Source organism: Pseudomonas sp. Irchel 3F6 (genome assembly GCF_900187595.1).
Classification (GTDB): Bacteria; Pseudomonadota; Gammaproteobacteria; order Pseudomonadales; family Pseudomonadaceae; genus Aquipseudomonas; species Aquipseudomonas siliginis.
The window spans coordinates 1,296,980-1,315,986 of sequence record NZ_FYDP01000001.1 but is presented as its reverse complement, the minus strand read 5'-3'; the positions used below and the strand labels follow the sequence as shown (position 1 = coordinate 1,315,986).

General features: G+C 61.0%; 10 protein-coding genes and 1 pseudogene. 5 read left to right on the top strand and 6 right to left on the bottom strand.

The features are described from left to right. Positions 1–63: 63 nt before the first annotated feature. A complete protein-coding gene (locus CKW30_RS05635; protein WP_095180227.1) occupies positions 64–948 on the bottom strand; it encodes a LysR substrate-binding domain-containing protein in 885 nt (294 codons plus the stop codon). 157 nt (positions 949–1,105) lie between these two features. Here CKW30_RS05635 and CKW30_RS05630 point away from each other — a divergent pair, with 157 nt between their 5' ends. Next, entirely contained in the window at positions 1,106–4,132 is a 3,027-nt protein-coding gene (locus tag CKW30_RS05630) for an FAD-binding and (Fe-S)-binding domain-containing protein (protein WP_095180314.1), read from the top strand. On the opposite strand, the gene CKW30_RS05625 is transcribed toward CKW30_RS05630, so the two are convergent. Continuing rightward, positions 4,065–4,751, bottom strand: coding sequence for a paraquat-inducible protein A (locus tag CKW30_RS05625; RefSeq protein WP_095180226.1), 687 nt, complete (start codon positions 4,749–4,751; stop codon positions 4,065–4,067). The genes CKW30_RS05630 and CKW30_RS05625 overlap by 68 nt on opposite strands. Beyond that, complete coding sequence (locus CKW30_RS05620; RefSeq protein WP_016775060.1) at positions 4,748–5,344, bottom strand: paraquat-inducible protein A; 597 nt, start codon at positions 5,342–5,344, stop codon at positions 4,748–4,750. Before CKW30_RS05620 ends, CKW30_RS05625 begins: the two co-directional genes overlap by 4 nt. Positions 5,345–5,526: 182 nt before the next feature. Here CKW30_RS05620 and CKW30_RS05615 point away from each other — a divergent pair, with 182 nt between their 5' ends. Further along, positions 5,527–6,696 (top strand): DUF1624 domain-containing protein, encoded by a 1,170-nt coding sequence (locus tag CKW30_RS05615; protein WP_095180225.1) that lies wholly within the window; start codon positions 5,527–5,529, stop codon positions 6,694–6,696. A 252-nt stretch (positions 6,697–6,948) separates the two neighbouring features. Here the strand turns inward: CKW30_RS05615 and CKW30_RS05610 are convergent, their stop codons facing one another. Further along, entirely contained in the window at positions 6,949–8,340 is a 1,392-nt protein-coding gene (locus tag CKW30_RS05610; protein WP_095180224.1) for an aldehyde dehydrogenase family protein, read from the bottom strand. 103 nt (positions 8,341–8,443) lie between these two features. Here CKW30_RS05610 and CKW30_RS05605 point away from each other — a divergent pair, with 103 nt between their 5' ends. Beyond that, positions 8,444–9,322 (top strand): LysR family transcriptional regulator, encoded by an 879-nt coding sequence (locus CKW30_RS05605; RefSeq protein WP_095180313.1) that lies wholly within the window; start codon positions 8,444–8,446, stop codon positions 9,320–9,322. A 12-nt stretch (positions 9,323–9,334) separates the two neighbouring features. Here CKW30_RS05605 and CKW30_RS05600 read toward each other — a convergent pair whose 3' ends face one another. Further along, entirely contained in the window at positions 9,335–9,958 is a 624-nt protein-coding gene (locus CKW30_RS05600; protein WP_095180223.1) for a glutathione S-transferase family protein, read from the bottom strand. Positions 9,959–10,073: 115 nt separating this feature from the next. Next, positions 10,074–10,892 carry an alpha/beta fold hydrolase gene (locus tag CKW30_RS05595; RefSeq protein WP_095180222.1) on the bottom strand — a complete coding sequence of 273 codons (819 nt, stop codon included), beginning with the start codon at positions 10,890–10,892 and terminating at the stop codon, positions 10,074–10,076. A gap of 223 nt (positions 10,893–11,115) precedes the next feature. Here CKW30_RS05595 and CKW30_RS05590 point away from each other — a divergent pair, with 223 nt between their 5' ends. Both CKW30_RS05590 and CKW30_RS05585 read left to right on the top strand, forming a co-directional pair. After that, positions 11,116–12,822 carry a ShlB/FhaC/HecB family hemolysin secretion/activation protein gene (locus CKW30_RS05590; RefSeq protein ID WP_095180221.1) on the top strand — a complete coding sequence of 569 codons (1,707 nt, stop codon included), beginning with the start codon at positions 11,116–11,118 and terminating at the stop codon, positions 12,820–12,822. A 25-nt stretch (positions 12,823–12,847) separates the two neighbouring features. Beyond that, positions 12,848–19,007: pseudogene (locus tag CKW30_RS05585) on the top strand (filamentous hemagglutinin N-terminal domain-containing protein); the annotation flags it as partial.

Below are 19,007 nucleotides of genomic sequence, written 5' to 3'. Positions count from 1 at the left end.
CACACTTGACATACGTTTCCCTGTGGGAGCGAGCCTGCTCGCGAATGGCCGCGACTCGATCCTTCAGAGGGTATCAATCAGCCAATCCCTGAACGCCTTCAACGAAGGCAGATTCTCATTACGCGGCGGATACACCAGGTAATAGCTGCGTCGGCTGGTAATCGGCTCGCCCAGTTGCAGCAATTCGCCCTTGAGCAATTCGTCTTCGACCAGAATTCGCGGCACCAGGCCAACACCGATATTGGCGCGTACCGCCTGGATCAAGTGCGAGGTCATTTCAAAGCTCGGCCCGATCCGCATGCTGCGATGCGCAAGTTGGTGATGGCTGAACCATTCCGCCCACGCCTGGGCATTGCTGCTGACGTTGAGCAATAACTGCCCGGCAATGTGCTGCTGAGCTTCGTCGCGTTCAGGTGCCGACAACTGCGCGCTGGCAATGGCCACCAGTTCTTCGGTGTGCAGGGGCAGGGCGGTCAGGCCTGGCCATTCACCCCCGCCGACGCAGATCGCCGCGTCGATTTCGCTGGTGTCGAAGTCGATGGTTTCGATCCGAGAGTGCAGGTGCACGGTCATGCCCGGGTGCGCCGTGTAGAAATCCTTAAGCCGTGGAAGCAGCCATTTCGAGCCGAAGGTCGGCAGCGTCGCCAGGCGCAGGCTGTGGATGCCCGAACCAAACGCCATCGCCTGCAGCGTTGCGCTGCGGATCTGCCCGAGGGCTTCGCTGAGTTCACGCTGATACATGCGCCCGACATCGGTCAGCACCACCTGCCGGCCTTCGCGGCTGAACAGACGCATGCCGAGCATCTTCTCGAGAATCTGTACCTGGCGGCTGACCGCGCTCTGCGTCAGTGACAGTTCATGGGCGGCGCGGGTGTAGCTCTCGTGTCGAGCGGCGGCCTCGAAAGCCAGCAGCAGCGACATGGACGGCGTGAGGGTACGCGGATTCATTCGTAAAACTCATCGATAGCGGGTCGAAATTACGCTTGTTCCTGGGTTCGCCAGCAATGAACATGGGCGCAATCAGATGGCGGAGCCTGACGCAATCATTCGTTGCGCACAACTGTCCACCGCCACACAGCCCGATTTGACCGAGATAACCCGACCGATGATTGCCCAGCTGTCGCCCGCCAAAGCCTTGACCGGCGATTACCAACAATTCCTCGCCGCCCTGAAAATCAGCGGTTTTCGCGGGGAAATCAGCGCCGATTACGCCAGCCGTGTGGTGCTCGCGACCGACAACTCGATCTATCAGCGCCTGCCGCAAGCCGCTGTGTTTCCGCTGGATGCGGACGATGTGGCACGTGTCGCACGGCTGATTGCCGAACCGGCGTACGAGAAAGTGGTGATCACCCCGCGTGGCGGTGGCACCGGCACCAACGGCCAATCGCTGACGGATGGCATCGTCGTCGATCTGTCGCGGCACATGAACCGCATTCTGGAGATCAACGTCGAACAGCGCTGGGTGCGGGTGCAGGCCGGGGTGGTCAAGGATCAGCTCAACGCCGCGTTGAAATCCGCCGGGCTGTTCTTCGCCCCGGAACTGTCGACCTCGAACCGCGCCACGGTCGGCGGCATGATCAACACCGACGCCAGTGGCCAGGGCAGTTGCACCTACGGCAAAACCCGCGACCATGTGCTGGAACTGGAGATGATCCTGCGCGGCGGCGAGCGTTTGCGCGGTCTGCCGCTGGCGGAGGATGAGCTTGCAGCGCAGTGCGCACGCGACGATCGCGTCGGCGAAGTCTATCGTTGTGCGCGGCAGATCATTGATGAACAGGGCGAGCTGATCAAAGCACGCTTTCCCGATCTCAACCGCTGCCTGACCGGTTATGACCTGGCGCATCTGCGCGAGGCCGATCAGCGCTTCAACCTCAACAGCGTGCTCTGTGGCGCTGAAGGCTCGCTGGGCTTCGTTGTCGAAGCGCGACTCAACGTGCTGCCGATTCCCAAGCACACCATGCTGGTCAACATCCGCTACGCCGGGTTCATGGATGCCTTGCGCGATGCGCGGGCGTTGATGGCGCTCAAGCCGTTGTCGATTGAAACCGTCGATTCGAAAGTCTTGCTGCTGGCGATGCAGGACATCGTCTGGCACGGCGTTGCCGAATATTTTCCCGAAAACCCTGAGCGACCGACTCTGGGCATCAACCTGGTCGAGTTCTGCGGTGACGATCCCGAAGACCTGCAGCGCCGCGTCGAAGCGTTCCTCGAACATCTGCAAAGCGACCGCACCGTGGAGCGCCTCGGACATACACTGGCGATCGGTCAGGCAGCGGTGAACAAGGTCTATGGCATGCGCAAACGGGCGGTGGGCCTGCTCGGCAACGTCGCCGGCGAAGCCCGCCCGCAGCCTTTCGTCGAAGACACCGCAGTGCCGCCGCAGCATTTGGCCGAATACATCGCCGAGCTGCGCGAGCTGCTCGACAGCCACGGTTTGCAGTACGGTATGTTCGGCCATGTTGACGCCGGCGTACTGCACGTGCGGCCGATTCTCGACATGAAAGACCCGCAGCAAGCGGCGCTGGTACGCCCGGTGTCTGATGGCGTCGCCGCGTTGACCCAGCGCTACGGCGGCCTGCTCTGGGGCGAGCATGGAAAGGGCCTGCGTTCGGAGTACGCGCCGGCATTCTTCGGCGAGTTGTACCCGGCGCTGCAAGCCTTGAAAGCCGCGTTCGACCCGCTCAATCAGTTCAACCCTGGCAAAATCGCCACGCCGGCCAACGGCGGCGCGGCATTGCTGAAGATCGACGAAGTGACCCTGCGCGGCGAGCTGGATCGGCAGATCGACGAGAAAGTCTGGCAAAGCTACGGCGCGGCCATGCACTGCAATGGCAACGGCGCCTGCTACAACTTCGATCCCGATGACGCCATGTGCCCGTCGTGGAAAGCCACCCGCGAACGCGCGCAGTCGCCCAAGGGCCGCGCTTCGCTGATTCGTGAATGGCTGCGGTTGCAGGGCGAGGCGGGCGTCGACGTGCTCTCGGATGCGATTCGCAAACCGGCTTTTTTCCGCTCGCTGTGGCAGCGCTGGCGCAACAGCCGCGATCCGTCGGCGGACTTCTCCCATGAAGTGTATGACGCCATGGCCGGTTGCCTGGCCTGCAAATCCTGCGCGGGGCAGTGCCCGGTCAAGGTCAACGTGCCGGAATTCCGCTCGCGTTTTCTCGAGCTGTATCACAGTCGTTATCTGCGGCCGGCACGGGATTACCTGATTGCCTCGCTGGAATACACCATTCCCTATATGGCGCGGATTCCGGCGCTGTACAACGGTCTGATGGGCGCTGGCTGGGTGCGTGGCGCACTGGCGCGGATCGGTGGCATGGTCGATGTGCCGTTGCTCAGCCGTTTCGATTTCCACGCAGCGATGCGCCGTTGGCAGGTGCAGCCAGCAACGGTTGCAACGCTGTCGGCGCTGACCCCAGAGCAACGCGAACGCAGCGTGGTTATCGTGCAGGACGCCTTCACCCGCTACTTCGAAGCGCCGCTGCTGGCTGATCTGGTCGAGCTGATTTCGCGGTTGGGTTATCAGGTGTATCTGGCGCCGTTCAGCGCCAATGGCAAACCGCTGCATGTGCAGGGCTTTCTCTCGGCGTTCAATCGCGCGGCTTTGCGTAATGCTGAGCAGTTGCAGGCGCTGGCGCAGACCGGGGTGCTTTTGCTGGGGCTGGATCCGGCGATGACTCTGGTCTATCGCCAGGAATACCTGAAAGTACCGGGCCTGAATGAATGTCCTGAAGTGGCGCTGGTGCAGGAATGGTTGCTCAAGGTCATGCCAGAACGGACGCCTGATGCTCAGCCGAAAGCGTTCCGTCTGCTCGCCCATTGCACGGAGAAAACCAACGCGCCGGCCGCGACCCGCCAGTGGGAACAGGTCTTCGAACGTGCCGGACTGAAGCTGGCCACACAAGCCATCGGTTGCTGCGGCATGTCCGGTACTTACGGCCACGAAGCACGTAATCGCCAGACCTCGGCAGTCATTTATGAGCAATCGTGGGCGCGTCAGGTGCAGGCTTCGGCGGAGCAGGGCGAGGCGTTGGCGACCGGCTATTCCTGCCGCAGCCAGGTCAAGCGCCAGTCGGATCAGGCGCTGCGCCATCCGTTGCAGGTGCTGCTCCAGACGCTGCGTCGCTGACCGTGTCGCTGGTGTCCTTGTCCCAAATCAGGCGCGGGTCGAAACTCATCGCCGCGAGCATGGTGAAGACCACGACCAGGCCGAAGAACAGGATGCCCGGTCGTGGCTCGATATCGCCCAGCGCCTGGAATTTCACCAGCGCTGCGACCAGCGCGACCACCAGCACATCGAGCATCGACCAGTAACCGATCAGCTCGACGAAGCGATACAGCTTGGAACGCTCCTTGCGCGCCCAGTCGCTGTTGCGCTGCACGGTGACGAGCAGCAAGGTCAGGGCGACGAATTTGACCCCCGGCACCGCGATGCTGGCGATGAAAATGATCAGCGCAATATCCCACGCCCCGGCTTCCCAGAACTCCAGCACGCCGCTCATGATTGTGCTGTCGGCGCCGTTGCCGAGCATCACCGTATTCATCACCGGCAGCAGATTGGCGGGAACATAAAACGCCAGCGCGGCGAGCATGTACGCCCAGGTGCGCGCCAGCGAATTGGTCTTGCGCCGGTGCAACGGCGAGTCACAGCGCGGGCACTGGTGTGGCTCGTCGGTCATGTCACAGGCCAGGCCACAGCTGTGGCACAGGCACAGGTTGAGTTCGCTGGCGGTAGGTGGACGCTTCATAAAATGTCCCACAGTTCACGAATGTCCCGGCCGGCAATGCGGATCATCATCAGGCTCAGCACCGCCAGGGCGAACAGGCCGATCCCGGGCAGTACATCGAGCAAGCCGGCGAGTTTGAACACCGCGACCATCGCCCCCAGCAGACACACTTCGAGCATGCTCCACGGGCGCAGGGTTTCCAGCCAGCGCATGCACAGGTTGAATCCCGGTGCCCGACGCAGGCCGAGGGCAAAACTCAACACCCAGACCAGCAACACCAGCTGAAATGCCGGGGCGATGATGATCGCGATCGCCGCGACCATGGCGATAAAGGTGATCGGCCCCTGGCTCAGCGCGAGCACCGAATCCCATAGGGTCGCGCTGTTTTTCATGCCTTTGAGGCTGATGCTCATCACCGGGTAGAAATTGGCGAACAGCCACAGCATCGCCGCCGTGAACGTCAGCGCCAGACGCTGCTCGATGGTCAGGCCGTTGAAGCGCTGCAGCACGCCACCGCAGCGCACGCACAGGGTTTTCTGGTGTTTGGCGAGCACGACTTTCTCGTACACACAATCACAGTGCTCGCAAATGATCAGGTGTTCGGTGTTGACCATGGACAACGCTCGAGGAGGGCCGCGACGGCGGGGCGGACCTGTTCACTATAGAAGGCCGGGGCCGATGGGCAACCTTGATCCTGACTTGTTTGGGTTTTGCTTTTTAGATGTTATAAGGTAACGCGAATTTGCGGGCGGCGTTGCGGCCGTCCGGTGTTATTCCTCTCGATTGCGAAAGATCCATGACCCCTGTGCTTCCCCGTTCTGCCCCATTGACGACTGGCCGGCTGCTGTCTATTGATGCGCTCCGAGGCCTGGTGATCCTGTTCATGCTGCTCGATCACGTGCGCGAAACCTTTCTCTTGCACCGACAGGTCTCCGATCCGATGGACATCGCCAGCACCGAGCCGGCGCTGTTTTTCAGCCGCACATTGGCGCATTTGTGTGCGCCGGTATTTGTCTTGCTGACCGGTTTGTCGGCATGGCTCTACGGCGAAAAATACGCTGGCAAAGCCGATGTCAGCGCGTTTCTGTTCAAGCGCGGATTGTTCCTCGTGGCGCTGGAATTCACTTTGGTCAACTTCGCCTGGACGTTCCAGTTGCCGCCCAGCGTGATCTACCTGCAAGTGATCTGGGCGATCGGCCTGAGCATGATCGCGCTGGCGCTGCTGGTCTGGTTGCCACGTGCGGTGCTGCTGACGCTGAGCCTGGCGATCATCGCCGGGCACAACTTGCTTGATACGCTGCATTTCCCGGTCGAGTCGGCGCTGCATGTGCCTTGGGCGATTCTGCATGATCGAGGCTGGATCGAGATCAGCGACACCCTGCGCCTGCGCACCTCGTACCCGCTGCTGCCGTGGATTGGTGTAATCGGCCTGGGCTATGCACTGGGACCGTGGTTTGCCCGGGGCATGGATGCGGCGGTGCGTCAGCGTCGTTTGCTGATTGCCGGGGGCGGTGGATTGCTGGGATTTGTGGTGCTGCGCTTGATTAACGGCTACGGCGAAAAACCGTGGGCGATCAGCGATTCGCTGGTGCAGACACTGATGAGTTTTTTCAACATCACCAAATATCCGCCGTCGCTGCTGTTCATCGCGCTGACTGTGAGCGTGGGGCTGTTGCTGTTGCTCGTCTTTGAGCGCGTGCAAAGTCGCCGCTGGATTGGCTGGCTGACCGTGTTCGGTTCGGCGCCGATGTTTTTCTATCTGCTGCACTTGTATGTGTTGAAGGTGTTGTACCTGATTGGCGTGGCGCTGTTCGGCCTGAATCAGGGCAGCTATTTCGGCTTTTCGACGGTGACGGCGGTGTGGCTGGCGGCGGTGGTTCTTGCCGTGGTGCTGTTCCCGGCAGTGCGCTGGTTCTCTGCATTGAAAGCGCGGCGGCGGGACATCAGCTGGCTGAAATATCTGTAAATTGCGTGGACTTGTGGGAGTGAGCTTGCTCACGAAAGCGGTGAATCAGCCGGTATAAATGCTGGCTGATGCACCGCCATCGCTGGCAAGCCAGCTCCCACAGGGTTCTATGGTGTTTGCTGTATCAGTTTCCACCGCAGTATTTGTGGGAGCTGGCTTGCCAGCGATGGCGCCGGTGGATTCGGCATCTTCATCGCTTGATACACCGCTTTCGCGAGCAGGCTCGCTCCCACAGGTTTTACAGCATCCGGCTTATTTACGATCCAGCCACACGGTCTGCGCGTTGCAGAATTCCCGTACGCCAAAGTGCGACAGCTCACGACCGAAGCCGCTTTTTTTCACGCCGCCGAAGGTCACACGCGGATCGCTGGCGGAGTAGCCGTTGATGAACACGCCGCCGGTTTCCAGTTCACTGGTCAGTTGCTCAGCCAGCGCCACGTTCGCGGTGTAGATAGTCGCGGTCAGGCCGAAATCGCTGTCGTTGGCCAAGGCCACGGCGTGTGCGCAATCGCGGGCGGTGATGATCGAAGCGACCGGGCCGAACAGCTCTTGCTTGAACGAAGTCATGCGGTCGGTGACATCCGCCAGTACCGTCGGCTCATAGTAGTTGCCCGAACCCTCAACCTTGCCGCCCCCCAGCAACAGCGTCGCGCCTTCCTCCAACGTGTCGCGCACTTGCTGATCCAGTTCATCACGCAGATCGAACCGCGCCATCGGCCCGATGTAAGTGTCAGCGTTCAGCGGATCGCCCATTTTCAACTGGCGTGTCGCTTCAACGAACTTGCGGGTGAATTCCTCGACCACACCTTGTTCGATGATCAAGCGTTTCGCAGCAGCGCAGACCTGGCCGGAGTTCTGATAACGACCGACCACCGCCGCGTGCACCGCCTCATCCAGATCGGCGTCATTAAGCACGATGAACGGATCGGAGCCGCCGAGTTCCAGCACGCATTTCTTCAATGCCGCACCGGCCTGAGCGCCGATGGCCATGCCGGCGCGGACGCTGCCGGTCAGCGTCACAGCGGCGATGCGTGAATCGGCGATGGCGGTGGAAACGCCTTCCGGGGTGACGTTGATCACTTCAAACACGCCATCCGGGAAACCGGCGCGAACAAACGCATCGCGCAACAGGTAAGCGCTGCCCATCACGTTCGGCGCATGCTTGAGCACGTAAGTGTTGCCAGCGATCAGCGTCGGCACCGCGCCGCGCAGCACTTGCCAGATCGGGAAATTCCACGGCATCACCGCCAGAATCGGCCCCAGCGGACGGTATTCGATACGCGCCTTGCCGCCTTCAACCTGGGTGGCTTCGGCGTCGAGCATGGCCGGACCGTGTTCGGCGTACCACTCGCAGAGCTTGGCGCATTTCTCGATTTCGCCACGGGCCTGGGCGATCGGCTTGCCCATTTCCTGGGTGATCATGGTTGCCATCGCTTCTGAGGTTTCACGCAGCGCGCCGGCGAGGGCGGTCAAAAGGCGCGAACGATCCTGCAGCGGCTTGCGCTTCCACTTGCCGAAAGCGAAGGCAGCGCGAGTCAGTGCCGCATCAAGGGCAGCGGCGGATTCAAACGCGTATTGCCCGATCTGCTCACCGGTGGCGGGGTTGATCGAGATGGCGTGGGTCTGGCTGGAAATCTGGCTCATGACGTTGTCCTGTAGGTTCGTCGGATGGGCCTAGAGTAGGGTGGCGTTAGTTTTCTGGAAACTGAATAATAAAGAGCGTTTCCTTCACGATTGGAGAATGACTTTGGATTTGGTGCAACTGGAAATCTTCAAGGCCGTGGCCGAGCACGGCAGCATCAGCGCCGCCGCCACGCAGATCCACCGCGTGCCGTCGAACCTGACTACGCGGATCAAGCAGCTTGAGCAGGATCTCGGCGTCGATCTGTTTATCCGCGAGAAAAGCCGTCTGCGCCTGTCACCGGCCGGGTGGAGTTTTCTCGAATACACGCGGCGCATTCTCGATCTGGTGCAGGAAGCGCGGGCGACGGTGGCAGGCGAAGAACCCCAGGGCGCGTTCCCTCTGGGTTCGCTGGAAAGTACCGCAGCGGTGCGTATTCCCGAACTGCTGGCGGCGTACAACCAGCAGCACCCGAAGGTCGACCTTGATCTTTCAACCGGGCCATCGGGGACGATGATCGACGGTGTGCTGTCCGGGCGTCTCGCCGCTGCATTCGTCGACGGCCCGGTACTGCATCCGGCCCTGGAAGGTGTGCCGGCGTTCGAGGAGGAAATGGTCATCATCGCGCCGCTCAATCATTCACCGGTCGAACGTGCGGCGGACGTGAATGGCGAAAACATCTACGCCTTCCGTTCCAATTGTTCTTACCGGCATCATTTCGAAAAATGGTTCAGCACTGACGCTGCCGTACCGGGCAAGATCTTCGAAATGGAGTCCTACCACGGCATGCTCGCCTGCGTCAGCGCCGGTGCCGGCCTGGCGCTGATGCCGCGCAAGATGCTGCAGAGCATGCCCGGCAGCGCGACGGTCAGCGTCTGGCCGCTGGCGGCGGACTTCCGCTATCTGACCACTTGGCTGGTGTGGCGCCGGGGCACGGTGTCGCGCAGTTTGAGCATGTTCGTGCGCTTGCTTGAAGAGCGGGGCGTGGTGCGTGAGCAAGCCTGATCGAGCATGTCTTTATGGCGTGCCGTTGCGCCCGTACAAACGATAACCGTCGCGCTGATTCAAGCGATCGTAATAGGCGCGCACCGCAGCAAGATCCCCGTGATCGAGCGGCGTTTCGAACCAGCGATTGACCGACAGCCCGATCGGGATGTCCGCCAGGGAAAACTGCTCGCCACTGACGTAAGCGCCGGTCTTCTCCAGTTGGCGATCGAGGATTTGCATGTTGCGCGTCCAGTCCCGGCAGCCGGCGGCCAGGGCATCGCGATCCTGATAGTCCGGCGACTTGCGCACCAGCGCCATCAGCGGATACGACCACGAGCGATTCAGCTCCGAGGCCTGCCAGTCGGTCCACTGATCGACCCGCGCCCGGGCAACAGGCTCAGCGGGATACAAATGCGCGCCGCCGTAACGCGTCGCCAGATAACGAATGATCGTGTTTGATTCCCACAAGGTGAAATCGCCGTCCTGGATCACCGGCACCATGGCGCAGGGATTCAGCGCGAGAAACTCCGGCGTGTTTGGCGACTTGAAACCCGAACCCCAGTCTTCGCGCTCGAATTGGATGTCCAGTTCAGCACAGGTCCACAGCACTTTGCGCACGTTGATCGATGAGGCTTTGCCGAGTAGTCGCAGCATGGGATTTCCTTCTCCGGGTAGTGGACGCAGAAAAATACCATAGCGCAAAACACAAGGCCCGCATTGCGCGGGCCTTGGTTCATCAGCATCTGACTACGGCTTTTGCCGGGCGGGATTACCGATTGAGGAACGCCAGCAGATCCTCATTCAACGCCTGCGCATGGGTCACGGCGAAACCGTGCGGCGCGCCAGCGTAAACCTTCAACTCGGCGCCCTTGATTTGTGCGGCGGCCTGCTTGCCGGTGGTTTCGAACGGCACGATCTGGTCGCCGTCACCATGGATCACAAGGGTCGGCACGTCGATCTTGGCCATGTCCGGGCGGAAGTCGGTTTCCGAGAACGCGGTCACGCAATCGACGGTGCCCTTGAGCGAGGCCATCAGCGCGATGTTCAGGGTTTGCGTGAGCACGCCGTCAGAGACTTTCTGGCCCTGATTGGTGCCGTAGAACGGCGCGTTGAAATCAGCGATGAATTGCGCACGATCCTTCAGCAGGCCGGCCTTGATGCCGTCGAACACCGATTTGTCGACGCCGTCGGCGAAGTCGGCTTTCTTGCCGAACAGCGGCGTGACCGCACCGAGCAATACCAGGCCGGCAACGCGCTCGCTGCCGTGGCGGGCGATGTAACGGCTGACGTCGCCGCCACCCATGGAGAAGCCGACCAGGGTTACGTCGCGCAAGTCCAGATGGTTGATCAAACCGGCGATGTCATCGGCGAAGGTGTCGTAGTCGTAGCCGGTCCACGGCTGCTCCGAGCGACCGAAACCACGGCGGTCGAAGGCGATGGTGCGGTAGCCGCGACTGCTCAGGTACTCCATCTGGTATTCCCACATGTCGGCATCCAGCGGCCAGCCGTGGCTGAACAGCACGGGCTTGCCGCTGCCCCAGTCCTTGTAATAGATCTCGGTGCCGTCTTGGGTCTTGAAGGTGCTCATGCAAACTCCTTGTGATCGTGTGTGGCAAGAATAGATGCCGAATGGGCAACGGCCACTATCCGCGCAAAACGCGCCCGCCACTTGTACGCAGGTGCTGGTTTCACCCATATGAAAGCGCGGCAAATCCCGATGAGCGGAACAAACTTAAGTTTGACGTCAAAATGATGGCCCTCTAATATCGCGCCACTATTTTGATGTCACTTTTTATGTCGAGGGATCGAACATGTTTTCACCCGCCTTCACGGCGCGGTTGTGCCTGGCGCTGCTTTGCCTTTCTCCGCTTGAATCTGCCTGGGCCGCGCCCACTCCTGGTGAAACCGACCTGATCCGCGAACGTCAGAGCCGCTTGCTCGAAGAGCAGCAGCGGCGCCTCGAAGAACTCAAGGATCTGCCCGGCAAAGACGCCAAACCGGCGCAACCGACAACCCCCGTCGATACGCGCTGCTTCACCATCAAGGACATCGAGCTCAAGGGCGCCGACAGCCTCTCGGAGCGTGAGAAGACGCGGCTGCTCAAGCCTTATATCGGCGAATGCCTCGGCGTGCCGCAGCTCAACGAGCTGCTCAAAGTCATCACCGATCACTACATCGAAAAAGGTCTGGTCACCAGTCGTGCGTATCTGCCGCAACAGGATCTGTCCGCCGGGCACCTGAAAGTATTGGTGGTCGAAGGCAAACTCGAAGGCATGAAAGGCGCAGAAAACAGCCGGCTCTCGGATCGCGAACTGGCCATGGCCTTTCCCGGCAAAAGCGGTGAACTGGTCAACCTGCGCGAGATCGAGCAAATGGTCGACCAGCTCAATCGCCTGCCGTCCAACCAGGCCAAAATGGAGCTGGCGCCGGGGCAGAATGTCGGCGGCAGTGAAGTGCGCGTCACCAACACGCCGCAGAAACCTTGGCGCGCCGGCCTGTCGCGCAGCAACGATGGCCAACGCAGCACCGGCGAGCAGCAGTGGGGCACGTCGTTCGACTGGGACAGCCCGCTGGGTCTGGCCGACCAACTGAGCCTGCGCGGCGGTCACGATGCGATGACCGATCACCAGCACACCTCCAACAACGCCATGCTCAATTACAGTCTGCCGTGGGGCTGGTGGACGTTCAGTTACACCTACAGCCAGAGCGAGTACCGCTCGCAGATCGCCGCCAACGGCTACAACTTCAAGCAGACCGGCGACAGCGAAAACCATCAGTTGCGCGCCGAGCGCGTGATCCATCGCGACGCGGTCAGCAAGACCTCCCTCAGTGCGGGACTTTCGTACCTGCGCACCAACAACTTCATCGAAGACAGCAAGCTCAAACTGAGCAGCAATCGCATCAGCGAAGCGCAATTCGGCTTCAACCATGGCCGTCGTGTCGGCAGCGCGTTCGTCAACTTCGATGCTGGCATGCAGGAGGGCATCGGTGCTTTCGATGCGCAGGGCAGTCACGATCCCGGTCCTGGCGAGCCGGACGCACGCTACCGCAAATACACCGCAACGCTGAGCTATTTGCAGCCGTTCAAATTGCTCGGTGAATCCTTCAGCTTCAGCAGCCTGATGACCGGCCAGCGCAGCGAAGATGTGCTGTTCAGCCCACAACGCACGAGCCTCGGCGGCTCGGCGTCGATCCGTGGCTACAAGGATCAATCGCTGTCTGGCGACAGCGGTGGTTACTGGCGCAACGACCTGCGCTGGAGCCGCCCGGTGACTGCCGAATGGCTGCAACCGGTGTTCGCCGAGTACGGCACCAGCCTCGGTTACGACCAAGGCGTAATTCGCGGCGATCGCTACAACGGCGATCAGCACGGACGCATGTCGAGCAACTCGCTGGAGCTGTTCGCACGTGGTCAGCATGTGGCCGCCAGCGTGACTTTCGCGCATTCCCTGGAACGACCGGACGCGCTGACCGAGCGTGAAGCGCCGATCTATTTCCGCCTGGATTTCTTCATTTAATTTTTGCCCGCTTCGAGATTCTGATATGGACATTCGCCACCTGGCCTTCCTGGCTAGCCAACCTTCTGCGGCCGTAAAAAAGCGCGAGCAATTCTGCGGCATGCCCAAGCGTGGTCTGGCCTTTTTGCTGGCGAACGTCATGTTCTGGCAACCGGTGTGGGCGCAGGCGGACGGCATCGTTGTCAGTGCCCCCGGCACCAGTCTGGATCGCGCCGGCAATGGCGTGCCAATCGTCAACATCGCAGCGCCCAATGGCAGTGGCCTGTCGCATAACCAGTTCCACGATTACAACGTCGGTGCGCAAGGCGTCATCCTCAACAACGCCACCGACCGCATGCAACAGACGCAACTGGGCGGGATCATTCTCGGCAACCCGAACCTGCGTGGCGCAGCGGCACAAACCATCCTCAACGAAGTCAATGGCGGCAGCCCGAGCCAGTTGCGCGGCTACACCGAAGTCGCAGGGCAATCGGCACGGGTGATCGTTTCCAATCCTTACGGCATCAGTTGCAACGGTTGCGGTTTCATCAACACGCCACGTGTCACGCTGACCACCGGTAAGCCGGTGCTCGACAATGGTCGCCTGGAGCGCTTTCAGGTTGATCAGGGAAGCGTGTCGATTGACGGCGTCGGTCTTGATGCGAGCAACGTCGACAGTTTCGAAATCATTACTCGCAGTGCGCAGATCAATGCACAGATCCACGCAAAAAACCTGAACATCACCACCGGCCGCAACGACGTCAACGCCGACACGCTCAGTGCCACCACCCGTGCCGATGACGGCAGCACCAGACCACAACTGGCCATCGACTCCTCGGCGCTCGGCGGCATGTATGCCGGTGCAATCAAACTGGTCGGTACCGAGCAGGGCGTTGGTGTGAAGCTGGCGGGGGATCTTGCCGCCAGCGCCGGTGACATCCGGATCGACGCCAATGGCCAGCTGACCCTGGCTAAAGTCTCGGCGGGTAATGCCGTCGATGTAAAGGCCAAAAGTCTCGATGCCCAGGGCGCGGTTTATGCCGGTACGCAGGTCACCGTACAAACCGCCGAAGACCTGATCAATCGCCAAAGCCTCGCTGCCCGTGACAGCGTCAGCCTGAGCAGCGGCGGCAGGCTGACCAACGCTGGTGTGATTGAAGCCGGGGTGAACGCAGACAACAGCCGCAACGTCAAGGGTGATCTGTCGATCAACAGTGCTTCGGTGAGCAACAGTGGCAGCGTGTTGGCCAGCCGAACCCTGACCGCCAGCGCAGCCGCAACGTTCGAGAACCAGAACGGTACCGTGCAGGCTCAAGACATCACTCTGAACGCGGCGCGCCTGGTCAACCAAGGTGTGAATGCGCGTGTTTATGGTGAAACCCGTCTAGTCGTGAGCGCGCCGGCCATCGTCAACCTCAGCGGCCTGATTCGCTTCGCCGATGGGCAAGCGGCAACACTGGTGGTCGACAGCATCGACAACCGTCAGGGTCGTATCGAAATCGCCGGCGGCAGCCTCAAGCTCAATGCTCAGGAGGTAAAAAACACCGGCGGCAAAGTGATCGCCGGTCGCCTCGACGTGGACGCCCGTCAACTGGACAACAGCGGCGGCCTGATCGGCGCCAGCGACGGTGAGGCCAAGGTTGTCGCCCGCGAACGTCTGAATAACGGCGCGGGCAAGATCCAGGCGAAAACCACACTGGCACTGTCGGGAGGGGAGTTGCTCAATCAGGGGGGGACGCTGGCAGCCGACGACATTCTCGTCACGGCCACTCGCCTCGATAACAGCGCCAAGGGTGTGATCAGCGCGGAAAAAGGTGCTGCTGATCTGACGCTGATGCAGGATTTCGATAACCACGACGGCAAGGTGCAGACTTCGGATCGCTTGACCGTCACTGCGCAGAGCATCAACAACCGCAACGCAAGTCTGACGGGCAAAACCCTCGAGGTGGCCAGTCGCGGCACGCTGGATAATACGCAAGGCGCGATTTCGTCCGATGACAGCGTGGTTCCAGTGCAGACCTGGATAACAGCCTTGGCCTGATCCAGGGGACCGATCGCCTGAGCCTGACCGCGCAAGATCTGCAAAACGCCAGCGGCCAACTTTTGGGCGGCATCGTCGACGCAAACCTGCGCAATCTGATCGGCAACAACGACGGCACGCTCAGCGCCGAAACCGGGCAACTGACGCTCCTCGTCCAGCAGCACTTGAACAACGCATTGGGCCGTCTGCAATCCATCAAAGGCGATGTGGAACTGCGTGCCAGCTCTATCGATAACCGTGGCGGTGTAGTCGCCGCCCGGCAATTGCTGGTGGTGGCCAAGGACGGATACGTCGACAACCGTGGCGGGCGGATGATCGCCGACGGCCTGGAGTTGCACGCGGCCAGCCTTGATAACCGTGCCAACGGGTTGTTGGCCGCAGGTGCCGATGGCGCGCGGTTGATCCTCAAGCAAACTGCACCAAGCCAGTCGCAACTGCTGAATCAACAGGGCCGGATTCAGAGCGAAGGTCAGTTGCACATCGACGGTGACGAGATCGAAAACAGCGCCGGTGTCCTGCTCGGCAACGCTATCGACATCAATGCCAAACAACTTGGCAACAACGACAAGGGCGGCATCGTCGGTAATGGCGGCGATGTCGTCCTCAACATTGCCGGAGTTTTCAGCAACGTCACCGGTCTGGTCGATGCTGGCGCACAGCGCTTGCTCCTTGATCAACTGACCTCGCTGGATAACCGGGGCGGCACCCTGCAGGGCAAGCGCCTGGACATCAATAGCGTCTGGATCAACAACAACGCTGCCGGGCAGATCATCGCTGGCAGCGACGGCCTGAAGATTACTGGCAAAACACTGCTCAATCAGCAAGGTGTGATTCTGGCCAACGGCAGCCATGCCGAACTGGCGCTGAACAACGGCAATTTGCAAAACCAGGGCGGCACGCTGCAAGCCGACTCGGTGAGCATCACCAGTGCCGACCTCGACAACAGTGCAGCCAGCGGCAAGGCCGGGCTGATTTCCAGCCTGATCGATGACCTGACGTTGACGGTAACGCGCCTGACCAACCGCGCCGGCAAAATGTTCGGCAAGGATCAGGTGATCTTCACTGGTACCAGCCTGGACAACACCAGCGGCGAGATCAGCGGTAATCAGCTGGGGCTCGAAGCCGTCGGGCAGGTCCTCAATCAGGGCGGCCTGATCGAATCGGCAAACAGCCTCAAGCTGACTGCCCACGGCTTGGATAACAGCGCCGGTGGTCAGCTCCGCGCCCTCGGTGGCGCTGCGAGTCAGATCAAGCTGACCGGCAATCTGAACAACCAGAGCGGCGTGATCGAAATCGGCAGTCAGGACCTGCTGCTGTCGGGTGCCGAAATCAATAACTTCAGCGGCAATGTGCGCCACGCGGCGCAGGGCCTTTTCGACCTGGATGTGAGCCAACTGGCCAACAACCAGGGCAGTCTCACCGGGGTGGGCAATGGTGTATGGGATGTCGGCTCGGTCAACGGTGTTGGTACCTGGCAACTGAACGGCGGGCTGACCTACACCAGTGCGCAGAACCTGACGCTCAATGCTGGCGAACGGATCGCCAGTGCTTCGGCGCTCAGCCTCAACGTGGCCAACCTGAACAATGCCGGACAATTGCTCAGCGGCGGCGATCTGGCGCTGACCCTCGGCGGCAATCTGCTCAACAGCGGCAAAGTCTCCGCGCAGCAGAAACTCACGATCAGCGCCAACGACGTGATCCAGCAGGACGGGCGACTGGTCAGCGGCGGCGACACCGTGATGACCTTGCGCGGCACACTGGACAATCTCGGTCGCCTGATCGCCAATCAGAACCTCACGGTGACGGCGGCACGGATCAATAACAAAGGTACCCTCGGCGCCGAAGGCGATCTCGAATTCACCGCCGCCAACGGTCTCTACAACGATGCCGACACGCTGCTGTTCAGCGGCGGCACGATGAAGCTGCACGGCAACAGCCTGAATAACTATTACGGCGATATTTACAGCCGCGGCAACATGAGCTTCGACGCTGTCGATGGCGGGCGCGCGGCGTTGTTCAGCAACTTGTCGGGCACCATCGAAGGCGAGGGTGACGTCGACATCAACGCGGTCTCCTTCGAAAACGCCAAAGCCGAGTTCGAGCTGACTTCCGGTCAGTCGTCCGGCAGTTTGAGCTGGGTGTGCGGTCAGCACTGCGATGGTGGTGATGGCTGGAAGCGCGGCACCATCACCATCACTACCCAATTCAACGACGAGGTGCTCAAGGACTCGCGCGCGGCGCGATTCGTGGCAGGCAAGAACTTCACCATCCACGCCAACCAGGTTGAAAACCGTTACAGCCTGCTGGCCGCCAACGGCGACCTGACCGTGACGGCTGACAGCCTGCTGAACCAGGGCGCGGAGTCGCGTTCGGGGACGCGAGTGGTGAAAAGGGGCACCCCTGGGCGTATCGACAACAGCCTCTGGGACAAGATGGAGTTCGTCGATGTTCCGGCGTTCAACGCGGCTGCCGCGGCCGGCAACTTCGATCAGGCGCGGTTCGATGAACTGATCAGTCGCTCCAGTGATTCGCGATTCTCTTTGATGAGTGACGTCACCACCTGGAATGCAAACGGTAACGCCGTTTACGCTGCGGTGATGCAGGCCGGCGGCAAGGTCAAGCTCGACGTCACCAACAGCATCCAGAACGGCACGCTATACGACAACACTTATGATCAACTGACAGGTTCCCTGGCCAGCGACCAGACTGACGCGGTCGGCGGCATCAACATCAACCTGGGCAAACATAGCACCGACGCTGTCGCCCAAACCTCCAGATCCGTTACCCGTATCGAGCATGTCGACGCCGATGGCGTGAAGCAGATCAGCTTCACACCGGTGGACTTCAAAGGTGTGCCGTTCGCCGCAGTCGACCCGACCGCTTCCTCGACCTTCCGGTTGCCGAAAGGCCCGTACGGCATGTTCGTGCAAAGCACCAATCCGCAGAGCCGTTATCTGATCGAAACCAATCCGGAGCTGACCCAGACGACGGCCTTCATGAGCTCCGACTACCTGCTCGGCAAGCTCGACTTCAGCGCCGATGAAGCGGCGCGTCGCCTCGGTGACGGTCGCTATGAATCGCGGCTGATCAGCGACGCCGTCATGGCCCAGACCGGCCAGCGTTTTCTCGCCGGTGGACTGGAGAACGACTACGAGCAATTTCGTTATCTGATGGATAACGCGCTCGCCAGCAAAAATCAACTGAACCTCTCAGTCGGCGTCAGCCTGACCTCGGCGCAGGTCGCTGCGCTGACCCACGACATTGTCTGGATGGAAGAGCGCATCGTCGACGGCCAGAAAGTGCTGGTGCCGGTGTTGTATCTGGCGCAGGCCGAGTCGCGCAACGTGCGCGGTGGCAGCCTGATTCAGGGCCGAGATCTGGAAATGCTGGCCGGTAGCGATCTGGTCAACGTCGGCACATTGAAGGCCAGCAACGACGTGTCCGTCGACGTCAAGGGCAGCCTCTATCAGGGCGGTCTGGTCGAAGCCGATGAGCGCATCAAACTCATGGCCACCGACAGCATCCGCAACGCCCTAGCCGGCGAAATCCGTGGCAATCAGGTCGAACTGACGACACTCAAGGGCGATATCGTCAACGATCGCACCGCCATCGCGGTGCGTGATGGCAACGGCATGCGCACCCTCGTCGACGACGGCGGCATCATCAGCGCCCGCGACAGCCTGACCATCAAGTCCGGACAGGATCTGACCAACGCGTCTGCCATCAGCAGCGGCGGTGACGCCAGCCTGAGTGCAGCGCGCGACATCAACCTGTTGGCGACACGCGACGAAGACGAACTCCACGAATCGTTCGATGGCGGCCATCGCTCAGTCATTACCACCACCGTGGAAAACCTCGCGTCGACAGTGAAAACCGGCGGCGACCTGAAGCTCGATGCCGGTCGCGACATCAACGTCATCGCCAGCACAGCCGAAGCCACCGGCAACCTCACCGCCGAGGCCAAGCGCGACATCTACCTGTCCTCGGCCGGTGATGAACACAACGTCGAAACCCATAGCAAGGACGGCAAGAAACGTGTCCATGAACAGGATGACCACACTGTTCAGAAAGCAGCTGAGTTCATCGCCGGCGGCGACGTAAAAACCAGTTCCGGCCGTGACACCACACTGGTCGCGAGCAAAATCAGCGCAGGCAATGAAGCCTC